Genomic DNA, 15,449 nt, shown 5'->3' on the forward strand with positions numbered 1-15,449 from the left:
GCTCAAACTTAGGCTCTGATGACCTTTGCGGATTACAATTTGTTCAAACTAGGAGCGGTTTAATCGCGGCGCGAGGTTTGTAACCTAGTGGGCTAAGTAAAAACCGAGCAACAAAGAGTAAATCGCTCCTAGGCAGAACCCTTCGGGCAGCGCCTGTTTGGCATTGATGCTGCGTTATCGCCTATTTATGGGAAATAACCACACCACATAGGCGCTGCCTTGGCTAAATACCAAACAGACAGCTGCAAATTTAACCTTAAAAGGTCAACAGACCCTAATCAACTTTAACCTATATAACTTTATTTAAATGTTCCGACATATCGGCTCAAAAACACATAAGTGTCATATTTGTGACTGGCAACATAAGCTAAAGTTCCTCATTAATTTGTAATCGAAAAATGAACAGATTTCGTTGTTTTAAAAAGATTGCAAATAAACACTTGATTATTTAAAACCGATCGGTCTAATATAAGTTATGAATAAAATATCAGCAGTTACAAATAGGCGTGGCCGCCCACCCAAAATAGCCAGAGACAACGCAGACACTAAAGCGTTGCTCCTTCGTGTGGGATTAGAAACCCTCACTGAGTTTGGTTTTAGTGCCACAGGGCTCGACACCATATTAAAAAAAGCCAAAGTCCCTAAGGGCTCGTTTTATCATTACTTTAAAAATAAAGAAGCATTTGGCTTAGCTTTGGTTGATGCGTACGACACGTTTTTTATAGCTAAACTTAAGTTTTATTTAGAGCAACCTGAAGTACCACCCCTAGAACGCATTGTTAACTTTACCCAAAGTGCTATAGCTGGGATGCAAAAGTATGTTTACAAACGCGGTTGTTTAGTAGGTAATTTAAACCAAGAACTCAATCATTTAAGTGACGAGTTTAAAATACGCCTAATGCAGAGTTACCATGCTTGGCAAGCACAGTTAACACAGTGCTTAGACTTAGCTCAACAGCAACATACTATTAAAACTGATGTTGATACTACACAAATGAGTGAATATTTTTGGATTGGTTGGGAAGGCGCTGTAATGCGAGCTAAACTAACACAATCAAGCAAGCCACTGACTTTATACACAGAAATGTTTTTACGCACATTACTCAAATGATGCATTTTTTATTATCAATTTAAAGACGATCGGTCTAAAAGGAAATCTAATGAGCAATCCTATTAAAGCTATTGTTATAGATAAGCAAGACGACAACTACAGTGCCAATTTAAGCAGCATAAACAGTGATGATTTACCAAACGAAAATGTATTAATTGACGTACTGTACAGTACCCTAAATTACAAAGATGGCTTAGCCATTACTGGCAAAGGTCCTGTAGTTCGCAGCTTTCCTATGGTACCTGGCATTGATTTAGTGGGTACAGTTACTAACAGCGACAGTGAAGAATTTAAAGCTGGCGATAAGGTGATTTTAAATGGCTTTGGTGTTGGCGAAAAACATTGGGGTGGCCTAGCCCAAAAAGCGGCTCTTAGCAGCGATTGGTTAATTCCCCTACCCGCCAACTTATCAGCTAAACAAGCTATGCAAATTGGTACTGCCGGTTACACAGCAATGTTGAGCGTGATTGCCCTTGAAAAACAAGGGATCACCCCTGACTCAGGTGAAATGTTAGTCACCGGTGCCAATGGTGGCGTAGGCAGTTTTGCTATTTATTTACTAAGCCAGCTAGGTTATCAAGTAACCGCAGCAACAGGTCGCATGGAACAAGCTGACTATTTAAAATCATTAGGTGCAAATAATGTAATTGATAGGAACGAGTTTTCAAACCCAGGTAAACCACTGCAAAAAGAACGCTTTGCTGCTGCCATTGATTCTGTAGGTAGTCACACACTTGCTAATATTTGTGCCTCACTTAAATACGGTGGCGTAGTAACAGCTTGTGGGCTTGCACAAGGTATGGATTTGCCAGCGTCTGTTGCGCCATTTATTTTACGTGGTATTTCTTTAATGGGTATTGATAGCGTAATGCGCCCTAAAGCGGACCGTGTTGAAGCATGGGATCGTTTAGCATCCCTAGTTAGTAGCGATTACTTAGATAAAATTTCGACCGAAATCACACTTGATCAGGTTATTGAAAATGCTGAACAGCTCATGCAGGGCCAAATTCGTGGTCGTGTTGTGGTTAATTGTCAAAGTTAAGCATTTTTGCTATTAAACTCTCGTTATTAAATTTATAATACTAGCCGTATTTTTAATAACGAGAGAACACCTATGAGCAACCAAGAACTTTTCAGTAATAACCCACTGCAAGGCGTTAAATTAGAGCAAGTGGTTGAAGAACTGGTTGAGCAATATGGGTGGGAACTCCTGCATGCCTACTTACAACTCAACTGCTTTAAAAATAATCCTGACATTAAGTCAGCAGTTAAATTTTTACGTAAAACCGAGTGGGCACAACAAAAAGTAGATAATTTCTATTTGTACCGCCTAAAAAACTTACCACGCCCAGATGACGTACAATACGAACTGCCTCCACGCGACCGTATTATCCCTGAAGGCGATAAACCAGGTGAACCATGCGAGTTAAGCTTTTCTGATGCTAAGCGTATTCAAGAGAAAAAAGCAGCCAAGCAACGTGCCCGTACTCGTAAACAACGTTCAAATTCAAGTAACCCTTGGGGTAACTAAGCTAATTTCATAAAAGAGCTAACTTTATTGTTAGCTTTTTTTGTTTATTGAGGAAATTAATAGCCTCGGTGTTTCCAAAAATCATCTTCTGTTTTGGTCTGTTCATTAGTTAGATTAAATGTTTTATCCGCAATGACTTTTCCTGCTAATGATAAGGTCATACGCCAGTTACCTATTTTATCTTCTATAGGCTCCCACACGGTGTCGCCTAAATAAAACGACCAATCGTTATCTTTAACATATACATTCCCCTCAAAAGCCTGCATCACTTCGCCATCGGCATCTATAATACCGGGGTGATAAATACAATAATGTAGCTTTTCGCCTTTGGCTTTTTTGATATTTACTATTAGGCCAAATTCCACATCAATACACGCGGTTACCTTTGTGGTGAATTGCGTGATTTGTGGTAACGATTTACTGGCTTTGTCCCAGTTGGAATATATACCGTAACTTTCTAATGTAATTTGTGGTTTAGATTTTGCCATTTAACTTTCTATTTTTTCTTTCTATTGTTAAGCCACCAGCCTCAGCGAGTGACTTATTAATTAAGTAGTTGTTTTGGATTTTTAGGATAATAATTGCTGGGTTGCTGCTCGCATAAACTAAACTCGCGAGTATTTTTATACGGCAACTTCATAAAACCAGCGACCCCAACATCAGTTATATTAACCGCGTACTGCATGAGTTTATTTAGCAAACGTTTAAATTCAACTTCTTTACTAGCATCGAGTAATCGATAGTAATGGTGAATTTTCATCCTATCTGGTAGTGCTTCAAAAATAATACAACCCGTATGATGTATCTGGTTTAGCTCAAATACACATTTAATCACCTTTTTAGGCAGTTGCAGTTGTTCATCGGGATCTTTACCATCTTCAAAATATGAGTGCGGACGGGTTACCTCGCTGGCTTTTACATTAACCACTTCATAGTCAAGCTCAGGTAACTGGTTAAATTTGAACGCACCGGTGCCATCGCGTTCTAACTGAATTGTTTTGCGGGCATCAAATAAACAACACTTAAATAAGCCTTTTTGACTAATCGCTTGTGCCAGCATTACAGTATTATTTACCGCATCAGTAAACGCGGTGGCTAAAGCTTCATCGTGCATAATAAGTGATGACTCAACATACAAAGAATCATCTTTCCAATGAAAACTCAGTCCCCCTACTACCGGGTATTTCGCTAAGCGACTAATTGACGCTAAAAACGATTTTTCGGTATCCCCAGTATCAAACAAAAATTCTTTGTAATACCTATCTAACTGGGCATCGTTTACATCGAGTAATTGCTGTTTATGGTCGGCTTGGCGTAAAAATTGTTTGCGGGAACTATATACAACGGTTTCGGGCTCAGGATCTTGGCTAAACCAAAAAGGAATGCGTGCTTTAGTGTCTTGCTTTGGTAGCTCTGGTAAAAATGCTTTTGCCATAGTTTCTATGTTACGCATAAAATAGTCGCCGGCTTTATCCCTTACACTACGCTCTTTTGAAAGCATGCCGTCAATTACATTCGCAAGCTCTTTTGGTAGCATTAAACTACTGGCCGGAATAGCCTGAGCGCCAAATCGACAAGACTGAGCCGATGCAAGTGCATACAACGTTGATGCAACCCCCTGCTCATCAAAACGAGGGGATGACTTTTCGCCAGACATTTGCGCATCACCAATAAAATACACATCACCCATTCGCGCGTTAGTGGTGCTTAAATCACCCGACATTAAATCCATAAAATTACTGGCAATAGGGTTACCTTGTTCATCTACTTGGGCATATACCGAGCTTCCCCAATCAACCAATGAAAGCTGCTTGGCTTTTTCATCCCACACCAAGTTAGAGGGTTTAATATCGCCATGCACAATAGGTTGTGGGCTTAATCCATTTTTATGATGGCGTAAATCAAGCAACACATTTCTCAATTTTACCGCTAAGTTCATTATTTTTGCGGCAGATAGCCGCCCTTGCTTAAGTGATACTTTTTCAAGATCTTCACCTATTGCACGAGCCATCATCAAAATGCCCTGTTTTTTAATCCGCTCAAAACCATAAAATTTTGGTATTAGCGGATTATCAATTTGAGACAGCATATACGCTTCGTCTTCAAGGCGATCTCGCACACTTTGTGCCAGCGTTATTCTTGAAAATTTAAACACCCACGGCAGGCCATGTTCATCATCACCCGCAAAAACAAAGCCAAACGCACCAGAGCCAATCATTTCAACATTTTTATAACCAAGTAGTGTTAGCTGTTTAATACAAATGTTAAGCCATTGGCGATGCTTTTTAGCATCACGGTGCGATAACAAATAAACAGACTGTTCTTCGTTAATATAAAAGTTGCGAATTTCTTTTGCTTTCAATGCATGTACTCAAAATAATAAGGTGTAAAAACGCCCTTCGATTATTAGTTTTATATAAAGAGATTACAATAGCTTATAGCTTTGTTTTTATCTGCAGTTATAAATATGATTGATAAAAACATAAATAATAAAAAATATTGCATCCAATATCCTGTTCTGGCCGTTGCTTAATGACATCTAATTAAAGAATAATGATTTAAAGGACTTTAAGCGTGAAGAAACTAGCATTTATAACATTAGGAATTTTACCGTTTAGTTATGCACAAGCAAGCATAGAGAAATTAACCGTTTACGGACACAGAGATAGCCTAATTGGCGAGTCTATTAGTGCCTCAAGCGGTATTATTGGGCAAGGCGAGATTCAACAACGTCCTATGTTAAGAAGTGCAGAATTGTTGGAACTGATCCCAGGTATGGCAGTAACTCAACATAGTGGCTCAGGAAAAGCGAATCAATACTTTATAAGGGGCTTTAATTTAGATCACGGAACAGATTTCGCCACTAATATTGATGGTATGCCAATAAATTTACCTAGCCATGGGCACGGTCAAGGCTATACCGATTTAAATTTTATTATTCCAGAATCTATATCAAGCATTAATTATCAGAAAGGATCTTATAGCGCTACCCAAGGAGACTTTTCATCAGCTGGGAGCGCAAATTTTAATCTTATAGATACACTAACTCATCAACAAGTAAGTCTTAGTATTGGAGAAGATAACTACAAGCGAGCCACAGTACTCGCTTCAACTGATGTTACAAAAGGTAAACTAATGGCCGCAGCTGAGTGGCAAGGATACTCCGGTCCATGGGATGATATTAATGAAGCTGTTAATAAAAAAAACGCACTCCTTCGATATGTTGGCAAAGCATTTAATGGCGATTTTACCCTCAGTGCTATGGCCTATGACAACAGCTGGAATTCAGCTGACCAAATCCCTAAGCGCGCAGTTTCTCAAGGGTTAATTTCTCAGCTTGGCTCTTTAGATACGTCATTAGGTGGCAATTCTAGCCGCTATAGTTTATCGACCGTTTGGCAAGGTGAAAACCTAAAGGTAAATGCATACGCAATAAGTTATGACTTAGATTTATACTCAAATTTTAGCTATTTTTTAAATGATCCTGTTAATGGCGATCAATTTAACCAAAAAGACAGTCGTAAAGTATATGGTGGCGAATTTAATTATCAGTATGATACCAAAATGCTAGCTATTAACATGCAACATACGGCAGGGTTAGCACTTCATCATACCAACATTGATAACGTTGGCTTATATAACACAAAAAAAAGAAAGCGATTATCTACAGTAAGACAAGACGATTTAAATCAAACTAGTTACTCAGCCCATTGGGGATCAAAGCTTTTTTTAAGTACCAATCTAGAAGCAAGCTTAGGTATTCGATACGACTACTATAACGTTGATGTTAATAGCAATATTTCAGCTAATTCGGGTAGTCAAAACGATGATTTAGTGAGTTTAAAAGCTAGTTTAAACTACCAATTTTCCGATTTAGTAGCCACCTATGCTAATTGGGGTCAGTCATTTCATTCAAATGATGCTCGTGGAGCAACAATTAATGTAGACCCTGTTACATTAGATAAATCAGAGCAAGTAGATTTACTGGTAAAAAGTGAAGGCGCTGAAATTGGTTTAAGGTTTGCTGAACCAAAAACATTTAACTTATCGGCTGCATTATGGTGGTTAAACCTCGACTCAGAACTTCTATTTGTTGGCGATGCAGGTAATACAGAGCCTAGTGATGCCTCTGAGCGCTATGGTATAGAAATGAGCGCCTATTATTGGGTTAATAATAGTTTTAGTCTTGATGCTGAAGTATCATTTACCCACTCTCGTTTAAGCATAAATAATGTCAAAAACTATATAGAAGGTGCAGTACCCGTTGTCGCAAGCGCTGGCTTAAATTGGCATTTAACAGAACAATGGCAGTCATCGTTACGTATTCGCCATATAGGTAAACGCACATTAACAAGCGACGGAGAAAAACGCTCGGAGCCATTAACCGTAGTTAATAGCTCTATAAGTTATCAGCAAACTCATTGGCAAGTAGAGTTTGAGTTACTGAATTTATTTAACAGCAGAGACCATGATATTGATTATTATTATTCATCGCGCTTACCTAATGAGCCCATTGATGGCGTTGAAGATAATCACTTTCACCCTATAGAGCCAAGAACTGCCCGATTAAGTTTTAGCTTATTATTTTAAATTCCGCCTCTGACAATAAAAACGAATGAAAATGATTTATAGAGCGAAAATAACAGAAAAAAGTAACTATATCGTTGTTATTTGCTGTTTCACCGTATCCTACTTAACTACAGTAGGCTAAATAAGGTAAAACACCCCTTTAAATTATTCTTAGGTTAAAAAATGAAACGTATTATAAAAGCCTCTTCAATCGCGCTTGCACTGGGTATGTGTATTAATGCACAAGCAGCAGACTTTAATTTTTCTACAAAAGTAGACAGCGACGCAAATACGCTGGTTGTATTTTATAGCCAAGATGGCAGCAACAGCCAATTTAAAACACTTGATAAACAATTTGATGGCCAATTACAACGTGTTATCGATATAGAAAACTTTACTGGCGATTACGCAAAAGTCGCGCAACTTGTCGCGCCTAGTAAAAGTAACTACAGCCGTATTTTGGTTGTAGGTACAGGTAAAGCAGACGAATTAAATAAAGCAAAAGCGGCTAAGTTAGGCGGTAATATTCATGCTCGCCTAGTTAAAGCTAAAGTAGGCACTGCCAGTGTTATTTTTGATGATGTAACGGGTGCAAACGATAACGCTGCACTTGCTGCTAATTTTGCCCACGGTGCAAACCTACGCGATCACCGTTTTGAAAACTACAAAAAAGAACCAAGCACTGAAACAGTTAGCTATACGTTTGATGTTGATAACACCAAGCAAACTCGCAAGCTTTACACTCAATTAGAGAGTATTCAAGCCGGTGTATTTTTAGCACGCGATTTAACATCAGAAGTGGCTACAGAAATGACGCCGGTTGATTTTGCCAATGCAGCAAAAGAATTAGCGTCGTTAGGTGTTACTATCAAAGTGTTAGAGCCTAAAGAGCTAAAAGAGCTTGGCATGGGCGCATTAGAAGCTGTAGGTAGAGGAAGCCAGCAAGGTGCACGTTTAGTGGTAGCTCATTATAAAGGCTCTGACGATGCCCCTATTGCCCTTGTTGGTAAAGGCATTACGTTCGACTCAGGTGGTTATAGCATTAAAACCGGTGCGTCTATTGCACGTATGAAATCAGACATGGCCGGTGCTGCTGCAGTGCTTGGTACTGTAAAAGCAATGGCGTTAGCTAAAGCAGATAAAAACGTAGTAGCTGTTATGGGCATGGCAGCTAATATGGTATCGCAATTTGCTGTAGCTCCTGGCGATGTTGTTCGCACAGCTGAAGGCTTAAGTGTAGAAATTTTAAATACCGATGCTGAAGGTCGTTTAGTACTAAGTGATGCAATGTGGTATGCACGTAAGCACTACAAACCAGAGATCATGATTGATGTTGCAACACTTACCGGTTCAAAAATCCGTGCTGTAGGCAATGAATATGCGGCTGTGTTCTCAGATGACGATACGCTAGTATCGCAACTTACCCTTGCAGGTAAACAAGTAAACGAGAACCTATGGCGCTTACCATTGGGTTATAAAGATATGTTGAAGTCTGACATTGCTGATATAACAAATGTAGGTTCAGGTGGCCCTGGTGCAACCACAGCCGCTACTTTCTTAGAGCATTTTGCTGGTGAAACCCGTTGGGTGCATATTGATATCGCAGGTAATGCATTAGTGAAAAAAGGCAAAGATGAGCTTTCACCAGGGGGAACGGGGTTTGGTGTTCGCTTATTAAGCGAATGGTTATTAGCTAACTAATTGTTTATTAATACTAATAAAAGCGCCAAAGTAGGTTTACTACTTTGGCGCTTTTTGTACGAAAACAGTTTTATAGAGCTCAATACATCACTATTAATAAATCCTTAAAAGTGTGTTTATTATTTGATTTTGTTTGATTTATAATCAAAGATAGAAGGAACAATTAGTAACGAGGTCAAAGGAATGAAAATAACCTACCTGCTCTACAGCATTTTTTATTTAAGCATTTGTTTTCTTTTCTATTTTGAACAGCTCTCCACCATTGCTGCAGCAATTATAGTGCTGTTATCTGCAATTTTTTATATAAAACCAGCAAAATCTGAATCAGCAAATAACAATTCGTCACTAGGTGCCGTGCAGTCGTTCAATAACAAAATTGCACAAAACATTACCAAAGCCACCTCAAAAAATGCCATAGGCGCAGCTGAAGTGTCATTTTATGTTGATAGCTTATCTAAAGAAATAGACGCTTGTTATAACGAGAGTGAAACTGTCGGGCGTGCCACACACGAGCTTTCACAAAATAGTACTGAACTCAGTGACAGCATGATCACTATTAATCAAGCAATGGTACAAACAGCGCAAGCCTCAAGCTCTGCCGATAGCCGCTTACAAACGGCCACCAGCCAAATTGATTCGTTATCAGGCTCTATAGATAAAGTCGCCCAGCAATTAGATTTATTATTAAAAAGTGCCAGTGATATACAAAGCATTACCCAAGTTATTCAAAACATTGCAGAGCAAACCAATCTACTTGCTTTAAATGCAGCCATAGAGGCCGCTCGTGCAGGTGAGCAAGGTCGTGGTTTTGCGGTTGTTGCCGACGAAGTGCGTAACCTTGCAAATAAAACCAATGAAGCAACCAAACAAATTGCTGACATGCTCACAGACATTAACGCCAACAGTATAAAAACCAATGAAGATATGAAGCAGGTTTCACAGCAAAGTATTTCTGTAAAATCAGAGCTTGAAAACGTGACTCAATCCTTTTTAACAATTAACCAAGATATTGGTGCCTCATCTACCGCGCTTGATAGTATGCATCAGTCTGTTTCTGCATTTCAGCATGCAACCACACAAATAAATAGCTCAGTCACTAGCATCAGTAGTTTATTGGGCGAAGTTACTAAAAAAGGCAGTACAATTTCTCAGCAAGCGTCTTCTTTATCGCTGGGATCAGAATCAATATTTAGAGAGCTTGAAAACATAGAGTATGACGCATTCTTTAAACCAATCCTGATATCGGCTAAACACGCCAGTAAAGCAATTGGCGAATGTTTTGAGGGTTGGATCCAAAGCGGAAAAATAACCCAGCAACAACTTTTTTCGCAAAACTATAAACCCATCGAGAATACTAATCCAACCAAGTACACAACCGATTACGATAAACTTACAGATCAATCACTGCCGGCTATTCAAGAACCAATACTGGAAAATAAAGACATAATTTTTGCAGGAGCCGTTGATACAAAGGGCTACTTTCCTACTCATAACAAACGCTATAGCCAAGCCCTAACCGGTAACTTTGAAAAAGATTTAGTAAACAACCGTACTAAACGTATTTTTAATGACCCGACAGGAATTCGCTGTGGTAGCCACACCGAAAGCTTTTTATTACAAACCTATAAACGTGATACCGGTGAAATACTGCATGACCTCTCGGTGCCAATTTATGTAAACGGTAAACATTGGGGCGGGTTTAGAATAGGGTTTAAGAGTACAACTCATTAATTAATATAAAAAGGGAGACACATGGTCTCCCTTTTTATAAATGATGTGTTTATTTTTTAGAAAACAGCATACGTTTAAAGGTATTATCAGCCAAAATGTAATGATGAAATAATGCAGCCGCCGCATGTAAGCCTATTACGTAATAACCAACTTCGCCCGCTGTTTCGTGTATTTCTTTAATGGTTTTACCAAGCTCTTTGTTTTCACTTGCCAATGGAGGCAACTCTAAACCAAAAAACGGGATGGGTTTACCTGCTAAACTCAAAATCAGCCAACCAGCTATAGGCATAGCAAACATAAACACATACAGCGCAATATGAACAAATGTAGCTAATTTATTTTGCCACTTTGCAGGCTCAGGTTGTATGGCAGGTGCTGCACCACCCACTACACGCGCAACTACCCTCACGCTTACTAAAGCTAGCACCGATAAACCCAACATAAAATGCCACATTTTAAAGGCATCACGCGTTTCAGTGCCTTTATCAAATAATTCACGTAGTTCAATACTACCGTACACAGTGACAATTAAAATAAACATCAACCAGTGCAAGGCTATAGAGAGTGTATTGTAATGAGTATCTGTATTTTTAAAATTCATAATACCTCCTAATTAAACGCATTAAAGTTAAAAGCCACTTATGCGTATGAGTACATGTTTACAGGCTAACCTTTACTCACTCACTGCTTAATGATCTAAAACATAAAATGAGTTACTAAGTCAGTTCAATGGTTTAATAATTCTGGAATTTAAGTATTAGTTACAATAACTGCGCAAGCTTAAAATAAACTTAAATAGTAGGCATAAAAAAACGGCAACCTTAAGTTACCGTTTTAAACAATTAACGTGTTTTAAAAATAATAAACAGCAGCAAATTAAAGAGTATCGAGAACGACGAGTGATTTAGACTAGCCAAAGCTTGAAGAATTGGCTCTTATGATGCCTAAAGTCAAGATTTAACCCATTTGGTTTTGATATTATCAAAATAGATCTAATCATGACTTTCCTGTGCGTACAACGCTTCTCTCAGCGGACGCGTTAGCGTTCCGCTGCAGTGACTTGTTATACATTTTTTTTGTGTTTCCTGATTTTTATTCTTATAGTTTCGTACCTCTGAATCTCTTCATTGAGATGAGAAGGCTCTGGCTTTTTGTAGGCATACTTGTCGCTATGGGTGTGCCCTTCCATATATCTACAACATTGAGCGAAACTATCAAGGAGTTCATTTATCAACGTCTCGTCAAAATAGACACTGGAAAGACTATCAACACTTACTCGTTCATTGTATCTCTGGACAACATTTTTGAATAAATCATTAATAACTAATACCTCATAGCAAGTACGTAAAGCGGTGAATCCACTTTTTACCAAAAACTCTCTTTGTTCGGGAGCGCATTCATCATTGTTTGCCCCAGTATAAAGTTTCTTTACAGGTTCAGAATTGCGGTAAACTTTTTCATAAGTTGGGGAATTTCTCAACCAAACTTGTCCAGGCTTTCCATTTCTATTTTCAATCCAGTGACATTCATGCAGAAGGCTCTTATCTGTAGAATAATTGATTAAACTGGAAACAAAGACTAAGTCATGCGTAAAAATGACAACCTGCTTGTTTTTGGAAATAGAAACAAGCCGTTCAGCAATAACACTTTTTCTTTCTTCGTCAAGAGAGTTAACAGGATCGTCAAAAATGATTCCTTTATTGATTGTAGTGATATTGGTTTCTGCAATAAAATCGGCAAGTGAAATTACTTTTTGTTCTCCTTCGCTCAAAATTGCAGAAGGGTCTTTCCCTTTAAGAAAAAGTTGCCGGTTTGATTGCGCGTCTGAGCTTTTTGCATCTATTTCAATTCCGAACTTTCCGTTCAGCTGTTCGCATTCATCATTAAATGCGTTGATATAATCGGTGTTGAAATATTCTTTTGACAAACGCTTTTCTGTTTTGGTTGACTGTGACTTAAAGCTTTGTTTGGTGAATTGATTGGCTTTATTTACCCAAATTAAGTTTTTATTTAGTTTTTCAATATCAGTATATCGGGCTTCTAGCTTCTCTTTATGAGCTAAATATGTTTTTTGTTTTAGCAGTTCTGCTAACTTTCTAGCTTGTTCATCTTCTTTAAACGCTTTAATGTCTTTATCAACCTCTACACTGATGACATCTAATAGACTTAAATCGAGTTGCACTTCAACTTGTGGTAAGTCTTTTTTTGCATTGATGTTTGAAATAAGCGCTTGGCTAATTGTTGCTTGATTTTTTAGTTCTTCTTTGAGCTTTGTTAAATCAGCTTCGAATTTTTCTTTTAACCAAACAGTCAGTGTGTCAGTCTCTGGAAACTGATTAAAGTCTAATTTTTCGTAGCCATCTTTAAATTTAACAAGCTTTTCGTTCGCTATTTTAGCTTCTTGTTCAGCCACACTTTTTATGTATTCCCAATAACTGCGCATCAGGTTTTTAGGTGTATCATCGCTGATTGATTGATGACATAACAAGCAGTTGTCTCCAATTTCAGGATATTCGCGTTCACCTTGAGTTGAAGCAAATTTTTCAGCCGCTTGAATGAATTGTTTCCATTTTGTAGAACCGATATTTTGAACTTTATCGGTTTTAAATTTTTCAATACCTTCTTTTTTGGCGCTGTTTTCTTTTGTTTTGCAATCAGTGATGGCTGATACTACCGCAGCTAACTGCGTTTGATTGAACCATAAATTTAGAGTTTCTAAATTCTTTTTTCGATCTGCCAATTGCGTTTTTATGCTTTGCAATTCTTTGAGTGCTTTATCTTTTTGAGCGAGAGCGACTTTTAAGTCGTCATATTGTTTGTCCAGTTGAGTTTTCTTTGCTTTTTCCTCATCCGTATAAGGCAAGTGTGCTTTTAACTCTTCCAGCTTTGAGTTATGAGAAAGCTGAGTTAAAAAAGATTTAATTTCAGATTCTCCCTGAAAAATATCATCATCGGCAAACGGGTTTGCTATAATTTTTTTCTGAACATCGCTGTAAAGCTTTGCGTTTAATTTTTCTAAAGCTGCATTAAATTCATTGAACAACTGCAAGCCAGCAGGACGGAAACTAAAATCATTTCTTATACTAAGATGCTTCTTAGCAATATCTCCATCAAAAACAGCAAATTGATTAAATATCCCGTTTCCAGTATCGCCAGGATATTTCAATGAAATACTAGTTCCATCTGAAGATAAATTAAATGATGCAGAAATTGGTTTGTGACCTGATTCAATATTGATATTTTGAAGAATGTCTCCCTTATCTTTTGAGTAAAAAGCATTTTTCAAAAGTCGAACATACCCAGACTTTCCTGCGCCATTAGCTCCATAAATAATAGTTAGATTTGGTGTTAATTCAATGGTTTGGTTTTCGGTAAGTGCATTAACCCCTTCAACATTTGTCAGAGAAACAAAGTATAAATTTTCTTTAAAGTCATCAGAAGCATTTGGGTTGTAGGAAATGGAAATTTCGGCCTTGTCGGTTGCTTCTTTAAGACCTAATTTTTCAAGCAAATAAGAATACGAAGTATTTATTATGACATCTGTAATTTCATTGCCTGCTAAGATTTCAGAACATAGATATTTTGCCCAATACGGTTGAGAATTAGCAAACTCTTTAACTTCTGTTTCAAGGGTTTTTACTTCTTCTATTATATTAGCTTCCATATCTCACCAGTTTCTCTGTATAACAGCTTATTGAACACCACTTTGAGGGGGTTATAACACCCCAAAACGGCGTATATTACATTGCTCAATAATTCCACCAAACAACTCTTATGTAAACAAGTTATTACGTATGTTATAAAATTATCGTTGTTAAAATATACCAAAACGACTTTTAATAATGTTATCAGACAAATCACCACACACTGTCTATATACACAGCATCCTTTTAAGTTCAATATCGTTTATTAAATCTCTGTTCCTAACCATGATTAAATTATAATGGTGCGCTTTAAAACAAAAAAAGCACAACCCAAAAGGCTGTGCTTTTTAATCAACTAACACTCATACGTTTATAAACATTAGTTTACAAACGAATACCGCCGTCTATCTCTACTACACGGCCAGTAAAAAAGTCGTTTTCGATAATATACTGAGCAGTATGAGCAATTTCAGCGGTTTCACCTAAGCGCCCTACTGGTGTTACTGCTAGCATGCGCTGTTTAGCTTCTGGCTTCATTACATCGGTCATTGCGGTGCTAATAACACCTGGGGCAATGGCGCCAACGCGAATACCAAAACGGCCAAGCTCTTTAGCCCATGTAGTGGTTAATGCCACAACACCTGCTTTTGAGGCAGCATAGTTAGTTTGGCCAATATTACCCGCACGCGCTACGCTTGACATATTTACAATTACGCCGCCTTTCCCAGATTCAATCATGTGGCTTGCCGCTTCGCGCCCTGCTAAAAATACGCCTGTTAGGTTTACGTCAATCACTGATTGAAATTGTTCAAGCGACATTTTTTTAACCACTTTGCCGTCTTTGGCTTTTATAAACATGCCATCGCGTAAAATGCCGGCGTTATTAATTAATACCCCAATATGACCAAAGTCACTGTTAATGGTATTAAATACGTCTTCAACTTCGCTCTCAACGGTTACATTAGCGCTGTAGCCTTTAATAGTGCCTGTTACGCCTGCTAATGCAGATAGCTGCTCGGTTGCTTCATTTAACTGGGCTTGCGCCATATCAATTAAGGCAATATTAGCGCCCATTAAGGCAAACTTTTGCGCCATTGCAAAACCTAAGCCTTGTGCGCCGCCGGTAATAACTACGGTATTATTTTTTATTTCCACGATACTT

At 38.2% G+C, this 15,449-nt stretch carries 11 protein-coding genes; 6 read left to right on the plus strand and 5 right to left on the minus strand.

All coding sequences use genetic code 11. The features are described from left to right. The first annotated feature begins 475 nt into the window (after positions 1–475). The 3 genes from acuR to CWB78_RS09640 all read left to right on the plus strand — a co-directional run bounded on the left by acuR (position 476) and on the right by CWB78_RS09640 (position 2,642). The gene (acuR, locus tag CWB78_RS09630; protein WP_138595263.1) at positions 476–1,111 is read left to right on the plus strand and encodes an acrylate utilization transcriptional regulator AcuR; all 636 of its coding nucleotides are present in this window, start codon (positions 476–478) and stop codon (positions 1,109–1,111) included. Positions 1,112–1,160: 49 nt separating this feature from the next. Next, on the plus strand, positions 1,161–2,153 hold the full coding sequence (gene acuI, locus CWB78_RS09635; protein WP_138595265.1) for an acrylyl-CoA reductase (NADPH): 993 nt from the start codon (positions 1,161–1,163) through the stop codon (positions 2,151–2,153). A gap of 72 nt (positions 2,154–2,225) precedes the next feature. Further along, positions 2,226–2,642, plus strand: coding sequence for a VF530 family protein (locus tag CWB78_RS09640; protein WP_008114664.1), 417 nt, complete (start codon positions 2,226–2,228; stop codon positions 2,640–2,642). Positions 2,643–2,698: 56 nt separating this feature from the next. Here the strand turns inward: CWB78_RS09640 and CWB78_RS09645 are convergent, their stop codons facing one another. Together CWB78_RS09645 and CWB78_RS09650 are read right to left on the minus strand one after the other, a co-directional pair. Continuing rightward, positions 2,699–3,130 carry a DUF3859 domain-containing protein gene (locus tag CWB78_RS09645; protein WP_138595267.1) on the minus strand — a complete coding sequence of 144 codons (432 nt, stop codon included), beginning with the start codon at positions 3,128–3,130 and terminating at the stop codon, positions 2,699–2,701. A gap of 56 nt (positions 3,131–3,186) precedes the next feature. Beyond that, complete coding sequence (locus CWB78_RS09650) at positions 3,187–5,004, minus strand: protein kinase domain-containing protein (RefSeq protein WP_138595269.1); 1,818 nt, start codon at positions 5,002–5,004, stop codon at positions 3,187–3,189. A gap of 212 nt (positions 5,005–5,216) precedes the next feature. Between CWB78_RS09650 and CWB78_RS09655 the strand changes: the two genes are divergently transcribed. The 3 genes from CWB78_RS09655 (at position 5,217) to CWB78_RS09665 (ending at position 10,643) form a co-directional block, all read left to right on the plus strand. Then, positions 5,217–7,232, plus strand: coding sequence for a TonB-dependent receptor (locus CWB78_RS09655; RefSeq protein WP_138595271.1), 2,016 nt, complete (start codon positions 5,217–5,219; stop codon positions 7,230–7,232). Positions 7,233–7,394: 162 nt separating this feature from the next. Next, entirely contained in the window at positions 7,395–8,912 is a 1,518-nt protein-coding gene (locus tag CWB78_RS09660; RefSeq protein WP_138595273.1) for a leucyl aminopeptidase, read from the plus strand. 183 nt (positions 8,913–9,095) lie between these two features. Then, a complete protein-coding gene (locus tag CWB78_RS09665; protein ID WP_138595275.1) occupies positions 9,096–10,643 on the plus strand; it encodes a methyl-accepting chemotaxis protein in 1,548 nt (515 codons plus the stop codon). 49 nt (positions 10,644–10,692) lie between these two features. Here the strand turns inward: CWB78_RS09665 and CWB78_RS09670 are convergent, their stop codons facing one another. The 3 genes from CWB78_RS09670 to CWB78_RS09680 form a co-directional block, all read right to left on the minus strand. Further along, positions 10,693–11,244: a cytochrome b gene (locus tag CWB78_RS09670; RefSeq protein ID WP_138595277.1), complete on the minus strand. Its 552-nt coding sequence runs from the start codon at positions 11,242–11,244 to the stop codon at positions 10,693–10,695. 462 nt (positions 11,245–11,706) lie between these two features. Next, positions 11,707–14,307, minus strand: a complete 2,601-nt coding sequence (locus CWB78_RS09675) for an AAA family ATPase (protein ID WP_138595279.1) — start codon at positions 14,305–14,307, stop codon at positions 11,707–11,709. A gap of 364 nt (positions 14,308–14,671) precedes the next feature. Then, positions 14,672–15,442 (minus strand): SDR family oxidoreductase, encoded by a 771-nt coding sequence (locus CWB78_RS09680; RefSeq protein ID WP_013464908.1) that lies wholly within the window; start codon positions 15,440–15,442, stop codon positions 14,672–14,674. Positions 15,443–15,449: the final 7 nt, after the last annotated feature.

It is taken from the genome of Pseudoalteromonas sp. S1612, assembly GCF_005887175.1.
In the GTDB taxonomy this organism is placed as follows: domain Bacteria; phylum Pseudomonadota; class Gammaproteobacteria; order Enterobacterales; family Alteromonadaceae; genus Pseudoalteromonas; species Pseudoalteromonas undina.